The organism is Streptomyces sp. NBC_01294 (assembly GCF_035917235.1).
Lineage (GTDB): Bacteria > Actinomycetota > Actinomycetes > Streptomycetales > Streptomycetaceae > Streptomyces > Streptomyces caledonius.
The window spans coordinates 7,412,412-7,433,858 of record NZ_CP108423.1 but is presented as its reverse complement, the minus strand read 5'-3'; the positions used below and the strand labels follow the sequence as shown (position 1 = coordinate 7,433,858).

General features: G+C 73.3%; 13 protein-coding genes. 5 read left to right on the top strand and 8 right to left on the bottom strand.

All coding sequences use genetic code 11. The annotated features are described in order from the left end of the window. The first annotated feature begins 8 nt into the window (after positions 1-8). From OG534_RS33655 to OG534_RS33635, 5 genes are all read left to right on the top strand, one after another. Entirely contained in the window at positions 9-1,358 is a 1,350-nt protein-coding gene (locus OG534_RS33655; protein WP_326593153.1) for an MFS transporter, read from the top strand. Between the two features lie 179 nt (positions 1,359-1,537). Continuing rightward, entirely contained in the window at positions 1,538-2,968 is a 1,431-nt protein-coding gene (locus OG534_RS33650) for a hypothetical protein (protein ID WP_326593152.1), read from the top strand. Between the two features lie 67 nt (positions 2,969-3,035). Next, entirely contained in the window at positions 3,036-4,376 is a 1,341-nt protein-coding gene (locus OG534_RS33645; RefSeq protein ID WP_326593151.1) for an AAA family ATPase, read from the top strand. Continuing rightward, a complete protein-coding gene (locus OG534_RS33640; RefSeq protein WP_326593150.1) occupies positions 4,373-5,611 on the top strand; it encodes a vWA domain-containing protein in 1,239 nt (412 codons plus the stop codon). Before OG534_RS33645 ends, OG534_RS33640 begins: the two co-directional genes overlap by 4 nt. A 150-nt stretch (positions 5,612-5,761) precedes the next feature. Further along, a complete protein-coding gene (locus OG534_RS33635) occupies positions 5,762-6,238 on the top strand; it encodes an HIT family protein (RefSeq protein ID WP_326593149.1) in 477 nt (158 codons plus the stop codon). Between the two features lie 42 nt (positions 6,239-6,280). On the opposite strand, the gene OG534_RS33630 is transcribed toward OG534_RS33635, so the two are convergent. From OG534_RS33630 to OG534_RS33595, 8 genes are all read right to left on the bottom strand, one after another. Then, complete coding sequence (locus OG534_RS33630) at positions 6,281-7,753, bottom strand: hypothetical protein (protein WP_326593148.1); 1,473 nt, start codon at positions 7,751-7,753, stop codon at positions 6,281-6,283. 16 nt (positions 7,754-7,769) lie between these two features. Next, on the bottom strand, positions 7,770-9,056 hold the full coding sequence (locus OG534_RS33625) for an OmpA family protein (RefSeq protein WP_326593147.1): 1,287 nt from the start codon (positions 9,054-9,056) through the stop codon (positions 7,770-7,772). Beyond that, entirely contained in the window at positions 9,053-9,955 is a 903-nt protein-coding gene (locus OG534_RS33620; protein ID WP_326593146.1) for a hypothetical protein, read from the bottom strand. Before OG534_RS33620 ends, OG534_RS33625 begins: the two co-directional genes overlap by 4 nt. A gap of 142 nt (positions 9,956-10,097) precedes the next feature. Next, positions 10,098-12,398: a hypothetical protein gene (locus OG534_RS33615; RefSeq protein ID WP_326593145.1), complete on the bottom strand. Its 2,301-nt coding sequence runs from the start codon at positions 12,396-12,398 to the stop codon at positions 10,098-10,100. After that, positions 12,395-13,027: a toll/interleukin-1 receptor domain-containing protein gene (locus OG534_RS33610; protein WP_326593144.1), complete on the bottom strand. Its 633-nt coding sequence runs from the start codon at positions 13,025-13,027 to the stop codon at positions 12,395-12,397. Before OG534_RS33610 ends, OG534_RS33615 begins: the two co-directional genes overlap by 4 nt. Positions 13,028-13,500: 473 nt before the next feature. Then, positions 13,501-14,820, bottom strand: a complete 1,320-nt coding sequence (locus OG534_RS33605) for a helix-turn-helix domain-containing protein (RefSeq protein WP_326593140.1) — start codon at positions 14,818-14,820, stop codon at positions 13,501-13,503. A gap of 142 nt (positions 14,821-14,962) precedes the next feature. Then, entirely contained in the window at positions 14,963-17,389 is a 2,427-nt protein-coding gene (locus OG534_RS33600; protein ID WP_326593138.1) for a SpoIIE family protein phosphatase, read from the bottom strand. Next, entirely contained in the window at positions 17,386-21,429 is a 4,044-nt protein-coding gene (locus OG534_RS33595) for a HAMP domain-containing protein (protein ID WP_326593137.1), read from the bottom strand. Before OG534_RS33595 ends, OG534_RS33600 begins: the two co-directional genes overlap by 4 nt. Between the last annotated feature and the right edge of the window lie 18 nt (positions 21,430-21,447).

Sequence of the window (21,447 nt, the reverse complement as noted above, 5' to 3'; positions counted from 1 at the left end):
CGGGGACCGTGCTGTCCGTACTGCGCAACGGCACCTACCGCCGTCTGTTCACCGCCCAGGTCGTCGCCCTGGTCGGGACCGGGCTCGCCACCGTCGCCCTGAGCCTTCTCGCGTACGACCTCGCGGGCGACAGCGCCTCCGCGGTCCTCGGCACCGCCCTGGCGATCAAGATGATCGCCTACGTGTCCATCGCCCCGGTGATCGGAGCGGTCGCCGACCGGGTGCCCCGCCGCACCCTCATGGCGGCGATGGACCTCACCCGCGCCGGCGTGGCGCTGGCCCTGCCGTTCGTCAGCGAGGTCTGGCAGGTCCACCTCCTGATCTTCCTGCTCCAGGCGGCATCGGCGGCCTTCACCCCGGTCTTCCAGGCCACCCTCCCCGTGGTGCTGCCCGCCGAACGCGACTACACCCGGGCCTTGTCGATGAGCCGGCTCGCCTACGACCTGGAGAGCCTGTTCAGTCCGGCGCTGGCCGCGGCCGTGCTGAGCCTGGTCTCCTACGAGTGGCTGTTCGCCGGCACGACCGTCGGCTTCCTCGCCTCCGCCGCGCTCGTCGTCGCCACCGCGCTGCCGAGGCCGGCCCCCGTGGAGCGGACCGGCGGTGTGTACGCCAAGGCCGCCTTCGGCACCCGGCTCTTCCGGGCCACTCCCCGGCTGCGGGCCCTGCTCGCCCTCGACCTCGCGGTCGCCGCGGCCGGATCGATCGTCTTCGTCAACACCGTCTCCCTGGTCCGCGACCACTTCGACCGCCCGGCCGGCGCCGTGTCGCTCGCCCTCGGCGCGTACGGCGCCGGCTCCATGCTGACCGCGACGGCTCTGCCCCGCCTCCTGCGGCGCGCCACCGACCGGGCGGTGATGGTCCGCGCCGCCTTCGCCCTCCCGGTGATCCTCGCGGCCGCGGCGGCGCTCACCGCGACCGCCCCGGCCGCCTGGTCCTGGCCCGCGCTCCTGGTGCTCTGGGCCGCGATCGGCGCGGCCTGCTCCGCCGTCCTGACTCCGGGGGGCCGCGTGATCCGCCGCTCCAGCGCCGACGCGGACCTGCCCGCCGCCTTCGCCGCCCGGTTCTCCCTCTCCCACGGCTGCTGGCTGCTCACCTATCCCCTGGCCGGGCGGCTCGGCACGGAGGCGGGCCTGCCGCTGACCGCCGTGGTCCTGGGGGCCGTTGCCCTCGCCTCCACCGTGGCCGCGGCCGTGATCTGGCCCGCCCGTGACCCGTACCTGCTGGAACACGTCCACCCGGACCTGCCGCCCGGCCACCCACACCTCGCCGACGCCCGCCCGGCCGGGGGCGGTTGGCGGCACGGCCACCACTACGTCATCGACCAGCACCACCACCGCTGGCCCGAGGGCATTCGCTAGGACCGGGGGCTGGGGGCTCGGGCTCGGGGGCCCGGGAGCGCGAGGGCCCAGGAGCCCGGGGGCCCGGGGCATCCGACCGGAAACACCTGGCCGATCGCGATCCGGGCCTATACGATCACCGCGATGACCACTCATTCTGCTCACAGATCGGGGGTCCCGTCCGCGCAAGGTGAGTGCTGATGCTCACTCATGCCGCGTACGGGGATTCCCGCCTTTCCTTCTGGCTACGGGTACGCGAGTACGCCGTACCGCCGTCCATGATCGAGTCTGCGACCGCCCGTCGTTCCGTCGGGGACTGGGCCGGCGCGTGCGCCGCCGCAGGCATCGACGTCGATTTCAACCTGCGCCACGTGGCGCGCTCGCACGGCCACGACCTCGCGGCCCGGATCCGGGCCGATCTCCGCCACCTCGCACCCGACCTGTTGCGCTGGCACATGCCGCGCATCGCTCCCGACGGGCTGCTGCGCCCGGGGCTGAGCCTCGCCCTGGCCCGGTACGACACGGCCGGGCGCGAAGACGCACGCCCGGTGTACCTCGTCGCCCGGACCCCACCGGCCTGGGCGGACGGCGGTCAGCGGATCAGCCTCGCGCTGTGGGACGGATCGCGCTCCGAGGCGGGCCTCTCGGGTGATCCGCGCCGCCGGGACCGCCCCGACCGGCGCTTCCGCCTCGACCTGCACCGCCACCTGTGGGACGCCCGCAGGGCCGGCGAGCTGCGGGTCCGGTCCGGAGCCGACCGGCCACCCGGCGGGGGCCGTTCCGTACTGGACCCGGAGCTCCTGGAGGCGCTCCCGCAGGGGCACCGCTGCGCCGTCGACCGGTGGGCCGCCGAGGCGCAGATCCTGCTCCGCGCCGAGGGGCGGCCCAGCGGGACCGGAACCGTCACCGTACGGTTCGGGGCCGGGCAGCGGCTGGTACTGGACCTGGCCGCGGAAGCGGAACGGAACGGGAACGGCCCCCGGCCGCCCGTCGTGCGGATCGCGGCGGCGCCCGCGCACGGCAGCGTCCCGGCGCTGCCGGTCCTGCCCGACGCCGCGGCATGGGTACTGCCCGATCTGGAGCTGATCCGGACCGGTTCGATCGAGGTCGACCGACTGCACCCGCTGGTGGCCTCGGCACTGGTACCGGATCGTTCGCCGGCCGGGGCGTCCGCGCCCGCGGACCGGGCGGGACAGCCGCGCCTCGTCGATTGCCGGGGGGAAGAGCACCGGATCGGCCTGGTCGACGGGGTGCTCGTGCCGCTGGACCACGATCCGGCGGAGATCCGCCGGGAGGAACTGCTGGTCGCGCTGACCGGCACGCCACTCCCCTGCCTGCAGGCCATCGACACGGCGCACCGCCGTCCGGACTGCCTCACCGGCGTCCGCGAACGCCTGGAACACGGCGACACCGCCGGCGCGCTGGCCGTCGTCGAGGGCCTGCTGGGTGCCGACGCGACGCTGCGCACCGGCGCCCTGCGGGACGCGCTGGAGGCGGCCGCCCAGCGGCGGATCACCTACGGACTGTTCCGTGCGGGCCTGGCCGGACCCGGTCCGGGCCGGACCCCCGTGCGAGCCCGCCGCCCCCGGCACCCCGACCGCTCCCACCCGCGCCGGGCGAACTCTCGCTGACCGGGGACCTTCCGTCCCCGCACCCACCGACTCTTCACGTCTTCACGAAACCCACAGGTGATCACGCATGCCCGTATACGCCCCGCTCACTGCACCCGACGCCACCTCCGCCGGCTCTGACACCCTGTCCGCTGCCGTCGGCGCCCCGTCCGTTGCCTGCGAAACCGCCTTCTCCCCCCCGGCCCACGCCTCCCAACTCGACGTCGCCGGAGCGCTGCTGGACCTGCTGCGCGAGACCACCACCGAGCCGCGCCCCGACATCCAGCTGGAGGCCCTGACCCTGGCCGTGGCCGCCGACCTGCCCGTGCTCCTGTGGGGTGAGCCGGGCATCGGCAAGACCGCGGCCCTGACGCAGCTGTCCGAGGCCCTGGACCTGCCGCTGACCACGGTGATCGCCAGTGTGCACGAGCCGTCCGACTTCTCCGGTCTGCCCATCGTCGGAGACGATCCCGCGGAGCACGGCGTCCCGATGGCCCCGCCGGACTGGGCCGTGCGCCTGGTCCGGGCCGGCCGCGGGCTGCTCTTCCTGGACGAGCTGTCCACCGCGCCGCCCGCCGTCCAGGCCGCACTGCTCCGCCTCGTGCTCGAACGGCGGATCGGCGCCCTGCAACTGCCGCCCGGGGTCCGGATCGTGGCCGCCGCCAATCCGCGGTCCTCGGCGGCCGACGGCTGGGAGCTCAGCCCTCCCCTGGCCAACCGGTTCGTCCACCTCCAGTGGACCCACGACCCCGAGGTCGTGGTCCGCGGGCTCGGCGGGACCTGGCCCCGGGCGACCCTGCCGCGCCTCGACGCGGAGGGCTTGCCGGCGGCCGTCGGCTACGCCCGCCGCGCGGTGTGCGCGCTCCTCGCCGCCCGCCCCGCGCTCGTGCACCTGCTGCCCGGCAACGAAGCGCGCCGGGGCGGCGCCTGGCCGTCCCCGCGCAGCTGGGACATGACCCTGCGTCTGATCGCCTTCGCCACCGCGGCGGGCTCCTCCAGGGAAGTCCTCTCCCTGCTCGTCAGGGGCACCGTGGGGGACGGTCCGGGGCTGGAGCTGCTGGCCTCCCTGGACCGGCTGGACCTTCCGGACCCCGAGGTGCTGCTCGCCGACCCGTCGGGCGCCGTCCTCCCCGATCGGGGTGACCTGCGCCAAGCGGTGCTCGACTCGGTGGTGGCGGCCGTCCGCAACCGCCCGGAGAAGTCCCGGTGGGACGCGGCGTGGGTGCTCCTGGTCCGGGCGGTGGAGACCGGAGCACCGGACCTGGTGGTCGTCCCGGCGACCACGCTTGCCGCACTGCGCCGTGCGGACTGGGACGTTCCGGCGTCGATCGAGCGGCTCGCCGGAGTGGTGACCCTGTCCCAGCGGGCGGACCGGGCGGCGGACCGCACGGCGGCCCGGGCCGCGGCCCCCGCTCGGGCCGGCCGATGAGCCCGGACACGGCGGGGGCACTGGACCGCGACAAGCTCTTCGCCGCCCGGCTGCACGCCGCCCGGGTCCGCCCGTACCTGGCGACGGCGCTGTTCGCCCTGCACACCGTCGAGTCGCGGCGGGTGCCGACGATGGCCGTCGACCGGCACTGGCGGTGCTACGTCTCACCGGCGTTCGTCGACCGGATGCCGGTGGAGGAGCTCGCCGGGGTCTGGGTGCACGAGGTGTCGCACCTGCTGCGCGACCACCACGGGCGCGGTGACCGCATCGCCCGGAAGAGCGGACGGACCGGCCCGGGGGAACGGCTGCGGATGAACATCGCCGCGGACTGCGAGATCAACGACGACGTGTTCGGGGACGGGTTGACGTGCCCCGAGGACGTCGTGAGGCCGGAGTCCCTGGGCATGCCCCCGGGGCTGCTCATGGAGGACTACCTGAGCCGGTTCAGCCTCGGCCCGATGACGCAGGAGCTGGTCTGGCTGGACTGCGGCAGCGGCGCCGACGGGCTGGACCGGGAGTGGGACCTGGGCCCGGACGGCGCGGACGGCCTCAGCGAACAGGCGCGGGACGCGGTGCGCTTCCGGGTGGCGCAGGGGATCACCGGCCGTCCCGGGAACGCCCCGCGGGCGTGGAAGCGGTGGGCGGAGGAGGCGTTCCACCCGCCGCAGCCGTGGCGGGCGTTGCTGGGAGCCGCGGTCCGCTCGGCGGCCTCCGGCTCGGGCGGGGCCCACGACTACAGCTACGGCCGGCCCTCGCGCCGCTCGGCCGGTGTGCCCGGCGCCGTCCTGCCGAGCCTGCTGCGCAGGCCGCCCCGGGTCTCGGTGGTCATCGACACCTCCGGGTCGGTCAGTGACGCCGAACTGGGCAGTGCTCTCCTGGAGGTCGCCGCGATCTGCCGCGCCGTCGGCGGCCGGCGCGACCTGATCACCGTCGTGCCGTGCGACGCGGCGGCCCGGATCGTGCATCCGCTGTGCAGCGGGGAGGGCATCCCGCTGCTGGGCGGCGGGGGTACGGACCTGCGTACGGGCTTCGCCAAGGCCCTGCGGTCGGGGCCCCGACCGGACGTCATCGTGGTCCTGACCGACGGCCAGACGTCCTGGCCGGCCTCGCGACCGCCCTGCCGGACGGTGGTGGGTCTGTTCCCCCGGGAGTCGCAGTGGGACGAGGACGATCCCGACCAGACGTACACACCGGACGCGCCGCCCGAGTGGGCGCACGTGGTGTCCATCGGGTGACCATCGGCTCCGCTCCCGCCGCCCGGTGAGAGGGGTGGGAACGCGTCCGCGGGACGTGCGCTTGATCGTGCACGGCCTCTCGGGTTCCGTCCGGGAACCCCCTACGGTGACGGGGTGCACGCATGCGGGGCGATGGGTATCGGAGGAGTCATGTCCCACCACGTCGAGGACCCTTGTCGGACGGAAGGCGCGTCCGTCCCCGACCGCCGGTCCCGGACCGACTGCCCGTTCTGCCGCATCGTGCGGGGTGTCGCGCCGGCGCAGGTGGTACGTGACTGGGCGGACGCCCTGGCGATCACGCCGCGCGGAGGGGGTGTCACGCGAGGGCACGTGCTCGTGCTCCCCAAGACCCACGTGCCCGACGTGGCCGCCGATCCGGCCGTTTCCGCCATGACGATGCGGCATGCCGCCGAGCTCGCCGCGGAGGTGGGCGACTGCAACGTCATCACCTCGCGGGGCGCGGCGGCCACCCAGACGGTCCGGCACCTGCACGTCCACGTGGTGCCGCGCCGGCAGGGGGACGGGATCCACCTGCCCTGGACGCACCCGCGGGCCGGACGAGCCGGCACGGGCGGCCGGCCGGGCCGGGAGCGACGGCCCTGGACGGCGGGTCCGGCCGACCGCTGAGCCGGACCGGGCGCACGGCGCCGCCGAAGGGTCGCTGCCGGGTCAGGTGCCGGGCGCCCCCTCCTCTGCGGGAGGCGGCTCGGCACCGCGTGACCCGGCGTCCGCCGGATCGCCGGCGCTCGGCTCGATGCCGGTCGGCTCGGCGCCCGGCACCTCGGCGCCCGGCACCTCGACGTCCGGCAGCTCAATCACCGGCGGCTCGATGTCCGGCAGCTCGAACTGGATGTTCAGTTCCTCGACGGTGTCCTCCAGCCAGTTCTCCAACAGGCTCGGGTCGTACCGGACCATCAGGGCGTCGCCGTGTTCGAGGACCTCCAGCTGCAGCCGCGGTGTGGCGGGCCCGCTCCGTCCCTCGTCCACCGGCCACGCGTACTCCCGCAGGGGCAGCTCCAGCGTCCCGGCCACGCCGGTGGCGGCCCGCTCCTCGACGATCAGGGCGCAGGCGTCGTCCACGACGTGGTGCGCGTCGGCCCTGGCCTGTTCCAGAGCGGCCCGCAGCTGGTGCCAGGAGGTGCTGTGCCGGGCGAGCAGCCGCCGCGCCTCGGGCACCAGGGCGTCCACCCGCTCCTCGACGGCCGCCGCGGCGGCCTTCGCGTCCTCGTCGCTCTCCGCGTACGGATTGTGCGCGAGGACCGTCGTCGCCAGCGTGGCGAGGCTGAGCGAGACGATGAGGAAGACCGCCATGGCCTCGCCGCCGTCGCCGAAGGCCGACGAATTGCTCTGCTTCGCCCGGGAGTACGCGGTCACGGCGAGGAAGGTGATCAACACGAGGTTGGCCACGACGGGCCAGGCCAGTCCGGGCCACGGCAGGTCGTCGGGCCGGCGGGTCTCGACCCGGGGCCGGTCCGGCCGCCACCAGTGCAATAGGGCGGCGCGCGCGCCGCGCCGCACTCGCTCGGGGCGGCGGCCGGCGCGGACCCGCCACCTGAAGAGCGACCTCCCGAGCAGGTGGCCCAGGGCGAACTGGAGCACGGACACACCGATCGTGACCAGGTAGGTGAGGCCGTAGACGATGGTGTCCCAGACGCCGCCAGGGCCGACGCTCAGGACCTGCGCCGTGGCCGCGCCGACGAACGGGAAGTCGAACAGCGCGCTGCACCCGAGCATGAACCACTGGAGCCGCCCCCACAGCCGCCGGTTGCGGCGCAGCCCCTCCGGCCCGTCCGCGGTGTGCCGGGCGCGTACGGCGCCGGCCTGGCGCCGGGCCTCGCCCGCCGCCCGGCCGACCGTGAACCGCTCCACCGCGTCGATGGCCGTCAGCGTGGCCTGGAACGTCTCCAGGAGTGTCGTGCCCAGCTTCCCCAGCGACTCCTGCGCCGCGCTCAGACCGGTGTTGGCCCTGCTGAACGCCCGCATCAGCACCGCGCGTTCGCGGCTGTCCACGGGGTCGGCGGGCGCTCCGGCCGGAGGGCGGCCGATCTGGATGCCGGTGGTGACCTTGTACTGGGGGCAGGGTATGGGCGCGTCACGCGGGCCGCCCGTCTGCTCCGAACGATTGCTGCCGTTGACTTTCATAGCGGAATGCCCGACCTCACTTCCCGATGATCTCGACGTTCACTCTGCGGTCGCACTGCAGCCTCTGCTCCCGGGACATGGATTCCGTGGCCGCGGCCGTGGGGCAGCCCGGCGACAGGCCCCGGCCGTGCGACTCCACCCGCGACTCGGGCACCCCGTGGTCGACGAGCACCTTCGCCACCGCGTCCGCGCGGGCCTGGGAGAGCGACTGGTTGTTGCCGGAGCCACCGCGCGGATCGACGTACCCGTCGACCAGGACACGCTCGAGGGACGGGGTCGTTCGTGCGGTTGCGGCGAGGGTGGTGAGCATGGGCACGGCCGCGGGGAGCACCTGCGCCGAGTTGCTGTCGAACAGGGCCTCGCCGGACAGCGCGTACGTCCGGGACGTGCCGTCGCCGTACGGCACCACCGGGTCGTCCGGCACGGAACCGGTCGTGGCCCGGTCGGACTCCTTCTCCTTGCCGACGGGCGTGTTGCTGCTGGTGCAGGACCCGCGGGCGGCTCCCGCGCGTTCGCACAGGGCCTTCCACAGCTCGCCGAGCCACGCGCGCTGGGCGCTGTTCGCGGCCGGCTGCCCGCCGGCGGAACGGCCCAGGCCCACGAACGTGACCTCCGCCCCGCGCAGATCGGGGAGTTCGCCGAACTTTCCGGGGGCGGCGCACACCGAGACGATGGAGTCGAGTTCCTGTGGGGAGCCGAACCTCGCGGAACGCAGGTCGGCGCAGCCGGTGGTGGCCAGCCCGTCGCTCAGGACGAGCAGCCGCCGTACGCCTTGGACGCCTTCGAACATGTCCGCGCCGGCCGCCAGCGCGGCGAGGACGTCGGTGCCGCCGTCGGCGGGTGCCTTCTGCTGGGCCTCGGTGATGTCGTCCTTGAGGCACCTGTTCGCGTCCTGCCGGTTCTGTTCCTGGTTGTCCGGGTTGGGGTTGCTCCGCTTCCAGTCGGCCGGCCGCCTCTCGACGGTCCACTCGACCTGTCCGGCGGGGCCGCCGAACGTGCCGATGGAGATGACCTCGCCCTTCTCGTCCTTCTTGTCGAGCAGGTCGCCGACCACTCGCCCGTAGTCGAGACCCCGGGTACCGGATGCGGCGCCGCGTACGGACTTCGAGCCGTCGACGAGGATCACGGTGCTGTCGGCGTCGGGGGTGGAGGTCTGCGTCTCCATCCAGCCGCACCCCTCCCTCGGATCGTCCGAACCGCAGCCGGCGAGTCCTGCGACGAGCACGCCGAGGACGGCCAGGGCGCTGACCGTCCGGGCGGTGGCGGACGGCAGGGACGCGCGGCGGCGCGGCGGGCGCCTCACTGGTTCCGGCCGTCGGCCGCGACGGCGTTCTCGACCCAGGAGAACGGGCCGACGCCCACCTCCCGGCAGAACGCGCTGAGGGCCTTGTCGTAGGCGTCGGCGAACTCGAACAGGCCGGCCTCCTGGTGGTCTCCGCGGGCCGCGTGCAGCGCCGTCACCAGCGCGTCGATGCTCGTACGGCGGTGCCCGCGCAGCGCCTCCATCACCTTGCGGAACTCCTGGTCGGCGAAGGTGGCCGCGAACGGGACCAGCAGGCGCCGCTGATGCGCGTCGAGTTCGCCGAGGAGCTCCAGCTCGCTGATCACCTTCAGCCAGGCCTCGGTGAGCGTCAGCGCCCGCTCGGCCCTGATCAGGCCCAGCCTCTGCGTCTCCTTGAGGGTCAACTCGTCCAGGTGGTGGGGCAGTACGTGCTCCCGCAGGGCCGGGTCCACGCGCACCCGGACCGTGGGCGTGCAGCGGATGAGACCGTTCTCGTCGTCGAAGCACCAGTTGCCCGCGGTCGACAGGACCGCGTTGACCGCCGTCTCGGCGGCGGCCGGGTCGGCCGGGTCGCACGCGCGGGCCGCCGACCAGGCGACCCGGAGCAGTTCCTCGCGCGCGGTCCCCTCGTACTGCTGGACGCGGGTCTTCAGCGTCTCCCGCGACATGGCCTGGCTGCTCCACTGGAAGGTGGGGAAGACCTGGAAGGAGAACACGTCGTCGCGGGCGGCCATGGCGAGCGCGGTCTCCTGGGGAAGCGACTGGACGAACACGTCCTTGCGTGCCGCCGGCGCGGAGCCGTCCGCGTCGGACCCGGTCGGATCCGGCTCCTCCGCGGGGATGTCGTCGAACTTCGAGTGCCACCACGTGCGTACTGCCTCGCGCACCGTGGTGAGCAGGCCCTTGGGCCGTCGTCCCATGGCTGGTCCTCCCGGGGATGTGCTGCTGGGTGTCGGATGTCGGGGTCCGGAACCCCGTGGCGGGTTCCGGACCCGAGGGCTGGGTGGGTCGGGTGCGGGTGGGTCTGATGCGGGTGGGTGCGCGCGGCGGGTGAGCCGCGTGTCACGCTCCGCCGAGCGAGCGCAGGAGCTGCGCCACGCATCTGGCTTCCGGCTGCTGCCGTGCCCAGCGGCGGAGGTGGAAGACGGCCCGGCTGAGGAGCCGGTCGACACAGATGCGCAGCCCGAACTTCTCGAGGAACGCGGCCAGTTCCTCGTCCTCGTCGGCGGCCAGCAGCCATTGCCGCAGCAGCTGCCATGCCTGACCGGAGTGGGCCGGGTCGATCAGCGCGCGCTGCCACAGCAGCAGGAGCGTCTCCTCGCGCTCGGGGTCGTTCATCGCCTGTTGCGCGAGGGTCGGCCGGTACGCCAGCTCGGGCCCGACGGCGAACGGGCCGAGGACGAGCAGGGTCCGCACCGCGTGCCGGGGCAGGTTGTCGTTGCTCGAACGGATCCACCGGCCGAGCGCCTCGGCGACCGGATCCGCCCCGTCGGGGGCGAGGTACAGCGCGGCGGTCGAGTAGGCGACGGAGGCGTAGGGCACGAGCGCCGGCCTGCCGGCCAGTGCCTGCAGGGCGGGCAGGGTGCCCGGCACGTCCCGGGTGCCGACCGGCGTGCCGTAGGCCCGCGCGGCGCTGTCCTGGAACGGTGTCCTGGGGCTGCCGGCCCAGTCGGCGACCTGCTTGTCGACGCGTTCCGTCAGCCAGGGGTCGTCGGCCGCCAGCGCGACGGCCAGGGCCAGGGAGGCGCACCGCCGGTCGTTCACCGATCTGCTGAGCGCCCAGAACTTCACCACGTACCGGTAGACGCTGTCGAAGTCGTGGCGGAGCAGGTGGCCCGCGATCACCGCGGCCCGCGCACGGACCCGCTCCAGGCCGTCGGAGCCCAGCCTCTTCAGCCAGCCCACGAGCGGTTCTCGGAGCCAGGGAAGGTCGTGCCAGATGACCTCGATGACGGCCGGCATCAGTTCCGGGTCCGAGAGCCGGGCGCGGCGGGGGTTGTCGGAGATTCCGGCGCCCGGTTCGGCGGCAATGCCCTTGCCCGGCGGTACCAGGTGGTCGAGGTCCGCCTCGAAGACGGGCCGGGCGGGCGCCGTGTCCCGGTTCTCGGCGCGCAGCACCTCGCCGCTCAGCAGCGTGCCCGCCCGGATGACGTCGGACAGCGGCAGGTTGTGGCCGAGCACGTAGGTGATGCGCAGCGCCTGCTGGTGCGGGTCGGCCGCCGGGGAGGGCGCCCCCGGGTCGGCCGCCGGCTCCGACAGCTTCAGGAACCGCCTGACCAGGCTCCTCAGGTCGCCGTGGGGCGTGTCGAGGAGGGTGTCGAGGGCTTCCTCGGGTCCGTGCAGGCACGAGACGAGGTCCCGGGCGAAACGGGCGACCCAGTGGACCGAGGAGGCCGCGGCGAGCGTTCCGTCCACCCGCGGGTCCGCAAGGACCCGGCTCGTGAACTCCTGCGTGCGACCGCGGGTGCAGCCGCCCGGCTCCGTGCACTGCGTCCGGTGCTCGGCGAGCTCCGCCTTCAGGTGTGCTTCCAGCACCGCCGCGAGCTGGGGCCTGGTGTGGTGGACGGCGTACGGGCCCAGGTCGCCGGGGTCGGTCCGCGCGTCCTCGACGATCAGTACCACGTACGCCCCGCGCTCGCGGGCCCGCAGGCGCAGGGCTTCGAGCGTGGCCTGGCCGGGGCTGCGGGTGCCCACGTTCACCCGGACGCCGTGCCCCTGCCGCAGACGGGACCCGTTGCGCTCGATCAGGGCCTGCGTCAGCCTGGCCTCCTCGCCGTGCAGGACGCTGAGGCGGTCGCTGCCGCAGCGGTCGGCCAGGAGGACACGGCCCGTTTGCTCCCGCCCGCTGCCCTTCGGCCCGGTCAGGACGACCAGGTGGTGCACTCGGAGGCTGTCGGCCATCCGCTCCTGTCGCGGGACCCGCTGGTGCAGCTGGTGGAGGCGGGCCGTCTCGGTGGCGTCGAGCGTCATCCGCTGGAACTCGGCGGGCTGGGACGTACCCACGTTCAGCGTGATGGCGTTGCCGTTGTGGGCCAGCGCGCTGTTGTACGCCTCCAGCGTCTCGACCTGGTCGGCGTCCTGCTGCGCGGGACGGAGCGGCGACGGTTCGCGGGCCGCCGCCGGTCCCGCGTCCTGGGCGTCCCGGGGCTCCCGGTTGTCCCAGGGCTTCCAGCCCCCGTCGTCCGGTCCGCCGCCGGGCGTCGCGTCGGGCGCGGGACCGGCGGGATCGCCGTTCGGGGGCTCGGTCCCGGGGACCGTCGCGTCGGCGGGACCGCTGTCGGCGTACGGGGCGTCCGCGCCCGGTTCGGCAGCGGCGCCGTGCTCAGGGGTGTGGTCCGCCGGAGGCTGGTCTGTCGTGCTCATGGGCGTCCCTGGTTCTCGGTCTCGTCCTCGGGGTCGGAGGTGAGGTTGTAGTTCCGGGCCGTGTTGCCCCGGCCGTTGATGACCACCGCGGAGTGGTCGAAACGGTTGCCGGTGACGGCTCCCTGGTTTCCGGTACCGGAGTCGTCCGGTCGCGCGGGGCGGAGCGTGGGGACGGCCTTGCGGATCGCCTGGATGAGGGGCGGGAGGTCGATCTCCTCGTGGTGGGGGCGGAAGGGAATGGCCTGCCGGGTCGTCAGTGCTCGGATGTCATGGCTCAGTTCCGACTCCTCGGGCAGCTCGGCGCCGTCGACCAGGACGGGGAGGACGACCAGGCCCCATTTCAGGGCGAGCGCGATCTCCGTGCGGACCCAGTCGCCCTTGTGGTCGAGGTAGCGGCTGCCCGTCGCGTCCGTGAGCGAGGCCCACTGCTTGCCCATGACCGCGAGCAGGATGTCGCACTTCCTCAGGTTCCTTTTGATCTCGTCGGGGAAGTGGGCGCCCTTGGCGATGGAGCGCTGGTCGCGGAACACCTCGTCCTTGCCGAAGGCGTTCTGGAGTGCCGTGTCGAGGTGCGCGCCGATGCGATCGGTGTCGGCACGGCGGAAGTTGATGAAGATGGAGGGGGCCATGTCGTCCTCGTTTCGGAGAGGGGGAGCGCACCCGGCGTTCAGGAATGTGCGGTGGGGGCGCCCGCAGGGCGCAGTCCTCGGGCGGCTCGGGACGGGGCGTCGGGCGCCGGCCGGGGGTCTGCGAGGGGCGGATCCGAACGACGGATCCGGTGGGTGAACCCGAGGGTTGAGCTCGGTGGGTAAACCCGACATTCTCAGCCGTTTTATGGGCGGTCAATGGTGTTGCCTGTGACCACATCCGTAGGCAACAGGGCACATGGGGGTCGGGAGCGACGATCGAGGCGTCCCTGATGGCCGTTGCCGCCGAAGGGCCGGCGGCATCAGGGCTGGAAGGGGCTGGAAGGGGACGCGAGAGGGCGGGAGGGCGGGTGCGGGGTGGCCGGAAGTCACGCGCCGGCAGGGGTGTTCGGGAGGGCAGGAGGACCGGCAGGGGTGTGGACGTCTTCCCTCCGCCCCGCCTGCGTGACGGCGGTTCAGCCACCGCCTCCCCGCGGGTCCGCGCCCGCGCGCAGGCTCGCGGCGATGACGGGAAGGGTGTCACTGACGGCAGGGTGCTTGCGCCGGGGGGCCAGGGACGACCGCAGCTGCTTCAAGTCGGTCCGGACGGTGGCGGAATCGGTGGTCATGACGTCCTGGGCGACCGACGCGGCCACCGCGCAGGCCCGTTCGACCTCTCCGGCGTCGGCCAAGGCCAGTGCCAGCCGGGCGCCGTGACGGGCGCGGGCGCGCAGCGCGTGCGGCGCGATGCCGTCCTGCCCGATGTCGAGCAGCGCGACGGCCTCCTCGGCCTCGCCGAGTTCTCGTAGGCACCAGCCCGTGACGAAGGCCGTGAGGTCGGGAAGGTGGGTGCCGCCCAGGGCCGGACCGCCGTCGCCCTGCGGCCGTGTGCCGCTGGCGAGTTCGCCGGCCCGGTCCAGGGCGCGCCGGCACTCGCTCTCGTTGCCCAAGAGCGCGTGCCCCTGGGCTTCGCGCTGCGCGGCCAGTTCCCTGGTCCGGCGGCCGCGCGCCTGCGCTCCGGCGGCGCCCGCGAGGGCCACGGTGGACAGCGAGTCGCCCTGGTAGAGGGCGATCTCCGCCTGGCGCAACAGGGCGTACGCGGCCATCTCATCGTCCCCGCCCGCCTTGGCCAGGCCCGCGGCCTGGCCGGTCCACCACCGGGCGGCCGGGTCGTCGCCGGCCTCCTGCGCCATCCAGCCCGTGTACTCGGCGAAGTGCGCGGCGAGTTGGAGGACGGCGCCGCGTCGGTCGGGCGGCGTGCTGCGGCCCAGGCCGCGCAGTGCGGCGGTCGCCGCGATGCTCATGGGCGCCACGACGGCCGGACCGGAGCACTGGCCGAGTCTGCGCTGCTGGTCGAACAGGGTCCGGAAGACCGTGAGGGTCTCCTCCACCGAGCCGCTCTCCTGGAAACCCGGGGTGAGGGCCCATTTGGCGGCGACGGTGGCCCCCTCCTCGGCGGGGGCGGCGGGATCGCAGGCGGTGAAGTCGCTCGCCCCGTCGGCCCGCAGCCGCAGCGACCAGGGACCGGGGCTGCCGATCTCGGCCGCGGACACGGCGGATACGTCCCCCGCGTGCGGTAACGGGCGGTTCAGCAGTCCGAACAGCAGCCCTCCCGCGCGCAGCTTCGCGTCACACGACTGCGCCAGCTGGTCGCTGGGATTGCCCATGCCCCGTTCGATCTTGCTCAGGTACTCCTTCGAGTAGTGGACCTTGGCAGCCAGATCGGCCAGTGACATCCCCGATGCGGTCCTCCGGCGGCGCATTTCCTCACCGAAGGCCGGGTCGACTGGTGGCATGGCGGCTCCCTGCCTCGCTCCGTTGCTGTGCCGATTTTGGCACAGCTTGGCCGAGGATCAACCGATCAATAGTTCCATACGACTAGATGAACACCTTTGAGTGACAGAGGAGTTGTTCTGACGCAGAATGCACGCGGACGCGTCAGCCGACCTGGATGCCGATCACGCACGTGTCGTCGTCCGTGTCGGACCGGCTCTGGGCGAGGAGGCGGTCCAGCTTCCCGTCCAGGTCCCCGGCCGAGGCTGCCGCCGCGTTCACGAGGTGGCCGAGCGAGTCCTGGACCGAGCAGTCCCGCCGTTCCACCAGACCGTCCGTGAACATCAGCAGGGTGTCGTCCGGTTCGAGCTGCATCTCCCGCTCCACGTACGTGACATCGGGCAGGGCACCGAGGAGCAGGCCCTCGATGAGCGGGAAGGCCTCGGCCTCGCCCTCGCGGACGAGTACGGGCGGCAGGTGGCCCGCACGCGCCCAGCGCAGCACCCTGGTCTTCGGGTCGAAGAGGCCGCAGACGGCGGTGGCCGTCACGTGCTTGGCCAGGTGGTGGGTGACCGTGTTGAGCCAGGACAGCAGCTGGGCGGGCCCGGCGCCCGTGACGGCCAGGCCGCGCAGGGCGTTGCGCAGCACGACCATGCCCGTGGCCGCCTCGATGCCGTGACCGGCGACGTCGCCCACGGACAGCATGATCAGCCCGGAGGGCAGGACCACTGCGTCGTACCAGTCGCCGCCGACGAGCGACTCGGTCTCCGCCGGCCGGTAGCGGACGGCGACCCGCAGCCCCGGCGCCTCGATGGCCGGTGGGGACGGCGGCATGATGGCGTGCTGGAGCTGGAGGGCCAGCCGGTTGCGTTCGGCGGACTCGGCCTCGGTGTGGGCGAGCTGGTCCCTGGTCGCGGCCAGCGCCACCTCGGTCCAGTGCTGGGCGGAGATGTCCTGGTAGGCACCGCGCACGGCGAGCAGCCGCTGGTCCGCGTCGAGGACGGGCTCGGCGACGACACGGATGTGGCGGGTGATTCCGTCGGGTCTCCGGAGGCGGAAGTTGACCGAGGAGGGACGGCGGTGGCGGAGCACCGCCCGCAGGAAGCGGCCGAGGGCGGCGGAGTCGTCCGGATGCGCGTAGCCGGGCAGCTCCCGCAGTTGTACGGGGGGCTCGGTGGCCGGGAGTCCGTGGAGCGCGTAGAGCTGCGCGTTCCAGGTGGTCTCCCCGGTGGCGAGGTTCTCCTCGAAACCGCCGATCCGGCCCAGGCGCTGGGCGTGCTGGAGGAGGTTGGCCAGCCGGGCGGTCTCGTCCTCGATCCGCCAGATCAGCAGGACGGCGGCGCCGTGGCGGCTCACGCTGATGTCCGCGACCGAGGTGAGCGGGATCTGGTCGACGAGCGCGGTCAGGCTCATGCGTTCGGCCCGGAACGGCTCGCCCGTCGCGTGCACGCGCTCGATGATGTCGAACAGCCCGCTCTCGCCGGCGGCCATCGGATAGGCCTCCAGCAGCAGCGCGCCGTTGACGTCACCGCGCGGGCGTCCCACCGGGTCGGCGAACCGGCTGCCGACGTGACGGATCCGGAAGTCGCCGAGCCTGCCGTCGGGGTCGAGGACCGGGGTGAGCACCACGGCCGGGTCCTGCAGTCCCTCGGCGAGGTCGATGAGTTCCACGACGTCCGGGAGCACCGCCTCGGCGGCCGCCGGGTCGCGCGGGGGCGAGACGTCCATGGTGCGGGCGCACAGCTCGGCGAGGGCCTCGACCTGACGTTCGATCTGCGGTGATTGCGGCGCCAGGGGCTGCGGCCAGCAGATTTCGAGGACGCCGTGGATCCGTCCGCCCGTCCCCGTCGGTACCGCCATCCGTCCGCCGTCGGGCCACTGGAGGTGACCGATCGAGGGCAGCCCCTCGCGCGCGAGGTCGGCGAGGGTGACCAGTCGGCGCTCGCCCAGCGCGAGGCGGGCGACGGTGGAGACGCCCGGGGGGACGTGCCGCCAGCGCGCGGCCTCCCCGGGCGGGAACCCGGCGTGGCCGGCGAGGGCCAGCGAGCCGTCGGGCACCGCGGTCCACACGGCGACGGCGACCGCTCCCAGGGGCCCCAGGGCGTTCGTCAGGAGCGACTCGGCCACTGCCTGGGTATCGGCGGCGGCGGCCAGCATGCCGCTCTCGGCGGTGCGCAGCCGGACCGACACCGTGGACTGCGGCTCGGCCGCGTCGTCGACCGTACCGGCGCGCTCGACGAACTCGGCGGCGATCTCGCTGACCCGGTCGCGGGACGCCTGGTTGACGATGTCGGCGGACAGTTCCAGGAGGGACGTCGCGCTCTCGCGGCACAGCACGTCGAGCTGCCGTGCCGCCGCGGCCGGGGTGCAGTTCAGCTGCCCGATCAGGACGCCCTTGGCCAGTTCGACCAGGGCCCTGCCGTCGGCTGCCGCGTGCGCCTCCAGCACCTCCCGGCGCAGCCGTTCGACCGTGGCGACGAGGCGTCCGAGCGGGGTCGGGGCCTGGTGCGGGACGGCGCCCGCCGCCTGCTGCTCACGGGCCGTCGTCCGGTGCGCGCCGGCATCGTCGTGCCGTTGTGTGTCCGCGGTCATCGCGTGAGCCAGTGCCGGACGCGGGCGATGAGGTCGTCGGCATCCACCGGTTTGGTCACGTAGTCGCTGGATCCCGCGGCGAGGCTCTTCTCCCGGTCCCCGGGCATCGCCTTGGCGGTGACGGCGATGATGGGCAGGCCCTCGAACTCCGGCATCCGCCGGATCTCGGCGGTGGCCGCGTAGCCGTCCAGTTCGGGCATCATGACGTCCATCAGGACGAGGTCGACACCCGCGTTGCCGGTCAGGGCGTCGATGCCCTTGCGGCCGTCTTCCGCGTGGAGCACGCGCATGCCGTGCAGTTCCAGGATCCCGCTGAGGGCGAAGAGGTTGCGTGCGTCGTCGTCGACGACGAGGACGGTGCGGCCGGCCAGGTCGCCGTCGAGCACGTGGGTGGTCTGCTGCCGCTGCGCGTCTCCCTGCACGAGGGGCGGCACGTCCCCCGGCTGCTCGGCGGACAGGTGGAGCGCGATGCGTTCCCGCAGCTCGTCCAGGCTGGACAGCATCTCCACGTGGCGTGCCGCGGACCGCTCCCGCAGGGCCTTCTCCTGACCGGTCCCGACCCGGGGATTGTCGTGGGCGAGGACGGGGAGCGAGGAGAGCGCCGGGTCGCCGTCGAGCGCGTCGAGGAAGCGCAGCGCCTCACCGTCTGGCATGTCCAGCTGCAGGACGACGCAGTGGAAGGAATCGGATGCCAGGGCCGCGGCGGCCTCCCGCGCGCTCGTGGCGTTGACCACGTGGCTGCCTCCGCGCTCGCCCGTCACCTGATGGCGGGGGGCGACGTCCCGGTCGGCGCTCTCGGCGACGAGGGTGAGCAGGCCGTTGGGCCGTTCCTCGATCACGAGCAGGCGGCGGGCCCGCCGCTGGGCGGGGAGTTCAGGAGTACTCGCACGGCCCGCACGGCCCGGATCGGCCGCCCTGGACACGTCGCCGCGCGAGGACGCCGTAGGGCTTGCCGAGTGGGCGGCGCCGGAGTCCGGGGCGTCCTCGTAGTCCGCGCGGCTGACCGGCAGGTAGAGGGTGAAGGTGCTGCCCTGGCCGGGCGCGCTCTCCGCGGCGACGGCCCCGCCGAGGAGCTGGGCGATCTCGCGGCTGATGGAGAGCCCGAGGCCGGTGCCGCCGTACTTGCGGCTGGTGGTGCCGTCGGCCTGCTGGAAGGCTCCGAAGACGGACTCCAACTGCTGCTCGGGGATGCCGATGCCCGTGTCCCGTACCCGGAAGGCCAGCAGCGGCCCGCGCCGGGGAAGCCCGGCGGGGATCTCCGAGGCCTTCGCCGGTTCGATGCGGAGCTCGACGCCGCCGCGCTCGGTGAACTTGACGGCGTTGGACAGCAGGTTGCGCAGGATCTGGCGCAGCCGCGAGTCGTCGGTGAGCAGGTCGTCGGGGGCGCCCGGGGCGGTGGTGACGGTGAAGTCGAGGCTCTTCTGCGTGGTCATCGGCCGGAAGGTCGCGTCGACGTACTCGAGCAGCTGGGGCAGGTCCACCCGCTCGGGATGGACGTCCATCTTGCCGGCCTCGACCTTGGACAGGTCGAGGATGTCGTTGATCAGCTGGAGCAGGTCCGAGCCGGCCGAGTGGATGATGCCCGCGTACTCGACCTGCTTGGGGGTGAGGTTGCGGGTGGGGTTCTGGGCGAGCAACTGGGCCAGGATGAGCAGGCTGTTGAGCGGGGTCCGCAGCTCGTGGCTCATGTTGGCCAGGAAGTCGGACTTGTAGGTGGAGGCCAGCGACAACTGCTGTGCGCGGGTCTCCAGTTCCTGCCGGGCCTGCTCGATCTCCAGGTTCTTGGCCTCGATGTCGCTGTTCTGGCTGGCGAGGAGGGCGGCCTTCTCCTCCAGCTCCGCGTTGGAGCGCTGGAGTTCCTCCTGCTGGACCTGGAGTTCCTCCGAGCGGGCCTGGAGTTCGCCGGTCAGCCGCTGGGACTCGCCGAGGAGCTCGTCGGTCCGGGCGTTGGCGACGATCGTGTTGACGTTGGCGCCGATGGTCTCCATCAACTGGGCGAGGAAGTCGCGGTGCACGGGGGTGAACGTGGTGAAGGAGGCGAGTTCGATCACTCCGAGGACCTGGTCGTCGACCACGATCGGCAGGATGATCAGGCCGCCCGGGGTGGTGCGGCCCAGGCCGGAGGAGATGACGTAGTCGCCGGGCACCTGGTCGGTGGCGATGATCCGGTGGCTGCGGGCCGCCTGCCCGACGAGGGACTCGCCGAGGGCGAAGACGGTGCGCTCCTCGGCGCCCGCGGGACGGCCGTAGGAGCCGACGAGGGTGAGCACGGTGCCGCCGGGACGGTCCTCGGCGAGGTGGAAGGCGCCGTATTGGGCTGCGACGAGCGGCGTCAGTTCGTCCATGACGAGTTCGGCGACGGCGGCGAGGTCCCGGTGGCCCTGCATCAGGCCGGAGATGCGGGCCAGGTTGGACTTGAGCCAGTCCTGCTCCTGGTTGGCCCGCGTGCTCTCGCGCAGCGAACCGACCATGGAGTTGATGTTGTCCTTGAGTTCGGCGACCTCGCCCGAGGCGTCGACCGTGATCGAGCGGGTCAGGTCGCCCTCGGCGACCGCGCTGGCGACCTCGGCGATGGCCCGGACCTGGCGGGTCAGGTTGCCGGCCAGCTCGTTGACGTTCTCGGTCAGGCGCTTCCAGGTACCGGAGACGCCCTCGACCTCGGCCTGGCCGCCGAGCCGGCCCTCGCTGCCGACCTCGCGGGCGACCCGGGTGACCTCCGCGGCGAAGGAGGAAAGCTGGTCCACCATCGTGTTGATGGTGGTCTTCAACTCCAGGATCTCGCCGCGGGCGTCCACGTCGATCTTCTTGGACAGGTCTCCGTTGGCGACGGCGGTCGTGACGAGGGCGATGTTGCGGACCTGGCCCGTGAGGTTGTTCGCCATGGAGTTGACGTTGTCGGTGAGGTCCTTCCAGGTGCCCGCCACGTTGGGGACCTGCGCCTGGCCGCCGAGCCGGCCCTCGGTGCCGACCTCGCGGGCCACCCGCGTCACCTCGTCTGCGAACGCGGACAGGGTGTCGACCATCGTGTTGATGACCCCGGCCAGCGCGGCGACCTCGCCCTTCGCCTCCACCGTGATCTTCTGCGAGAGGTCGCCGCGGGCGACGGCGGTGGCCACCTGGGCGATGGACCGCACCTGACCGGTCAGGTTGGACGCCATGACGTTGACGTTGTCGGTGAGGTCCTTCCAGGTGCCGGAGACCCCGCGGACCGTGGCCTGGCCGCCCAGGTTGCCCTCGGTGCCGACCTCGCGGGCCACCCGGGTGACCTCGTCGGCGAACGCGGACAGCTGGTCGACCATCGTGTTGATGGTCTCCTTCAGCTCCAGGATCTCCCCGCGGGCGTCCACCCGGATCTTCTGCGTCAGGTCGCCCTGGGCCACGGCGGTGGTGACCTCGGCGATCGAACGCACCTGGGCGGTCAGGTTGTCGGCCATGACGTTGACCGATTCCGTCAGGTCCTTCCACGTCCCGGAGACGCCCTTCACGTCCGCCTGCCCGCCGAGCCGGCCCTCGGTGCCGACTTCGCGGGCCACCCGGGTGACCTCTCCGGCGAACCCGGAGAGCTGGTCGACCATCGTGTTGATGGTCTCCTTCAGCTCCAGGATCTCCCCGCGGGCGGTCACGGTGATCTTCTGCGAGAGGTCGCCCTTGGCCACGGCGGTCGCGACCTGGGCGATGGAGCGCACCTGGGCCGTGAGATTTCCGGCCATGAAGTTGACCGAATCGGTGAGGTCCAGCCAGGCGCCCCCGACTCCCGGTACGTCGGCCTGACCGCCCAGCGTTCCCTCGGTGCCCACTTCGCGGGCCACCCGCGTCACCTCGGAAGTGAACAGGGACAGTTGGTTGACCATCCCGTTGAAGACGGTGGCGATCTCTCCGAGCAGCCCGTCGGCCGCATCGGGCAGCCGGGTGCGGAAATCCCCGTCGCGTACGGCAGTCAGACCGGCCAGCAGCTGGCGCAGCTCCGACTCGCCGATCCCGCCCTCACCCGGCAGTGCCGACACCCCGCTCTGTGCATCCGTGCCCGCCCGCTCGGCCATCCGCCAACCTCACTCTCG

What these genes read in the sequence shown, in the direction of transcription:
- OG534_RS33650 (WP_326593152.1), top strand. Translation starts at nt 1,538, where the DNA reads ATGCTCACTCATGCCGCGTACGGGGATTCCCGCCTTTCCTTCTGGCTA.
- OG534_RS33645 (WP_326593151.1), top strand. Translation starts at nt 3,036, where the DNA reads ATGCCCGTATACGCCCCGCTCACTGCACCCGACGCCACCTCCGCCGGC.
- OG534_RS33640 (WP_326593150.1), top strand. Translation starts at nt 4,373, where the DNA reads ATGAGCCCGGACACGGCGGGGGCACTGGACCGCGACAAGCTCTTCGCC.
- OG534_RS33635 (WP_326593149.1), top strand. Translation starts at nt 5,762, where the DNA reads ATGTCCCACCACGTCGAGGACCCTTGTCGGACGGAAGGCGCGTCCGTC.
- OG534_RS33630 (WP_326593148.1), bottom strand. Translation starts at nt 7,753, where the DNA reads ATGAAAGTCAACGGCAGCAATCGTTCGGAGCAGACGGGCGGCCCGCGT.
- OG534_RS33620 (WP_326593146.1), bottom strand. Translation starts at nt 9,955, where the DNA reads ATGGGACGACGGCCCAAGGGCCTGCTCACCACGGTGCGCGAGGCAGTA.
- OG534_RS33615 (WP_326593145.1), bottom strand. Translation starts at nt 12,398, where the DNA reads ATGAGCACGACAGACCAGCCTCCGGCGGACCACACCCCTGAGCACGGC.
- OG534_RS33610 (WP_326593144.1), bottom strand. Translation starts at nt 13,027, where the DNA reads ATGGCCCCCTCCATCTTCATCAACTTCCGCCGTGCCGACACCGATCGC.
- OG534_RS33605 (WP_326593140.1), bottom strand. Translation starts at nt 14,820, where the DNA reads ATGCCACCAGTCGACCCGGCCTTCGGTGAGGAAATGCGCCGCCGGAGG.
- OG534_RS33600 (WP_326593138.1), bottom strand. Translation starts at nt 17,389, where the DNA reads ATGACCGCGGACACACAACGGCACGACGATGCCGGCGCGCACCGGACG.
- OG534_RS33595 (WP_326593137.1), bottom strand. Translation starts at nt 21,429, where the DNA reads ATGGCCGAGCGGGCGGGCACGGATGCACAGAGCGGGGTGTCGGCACTG.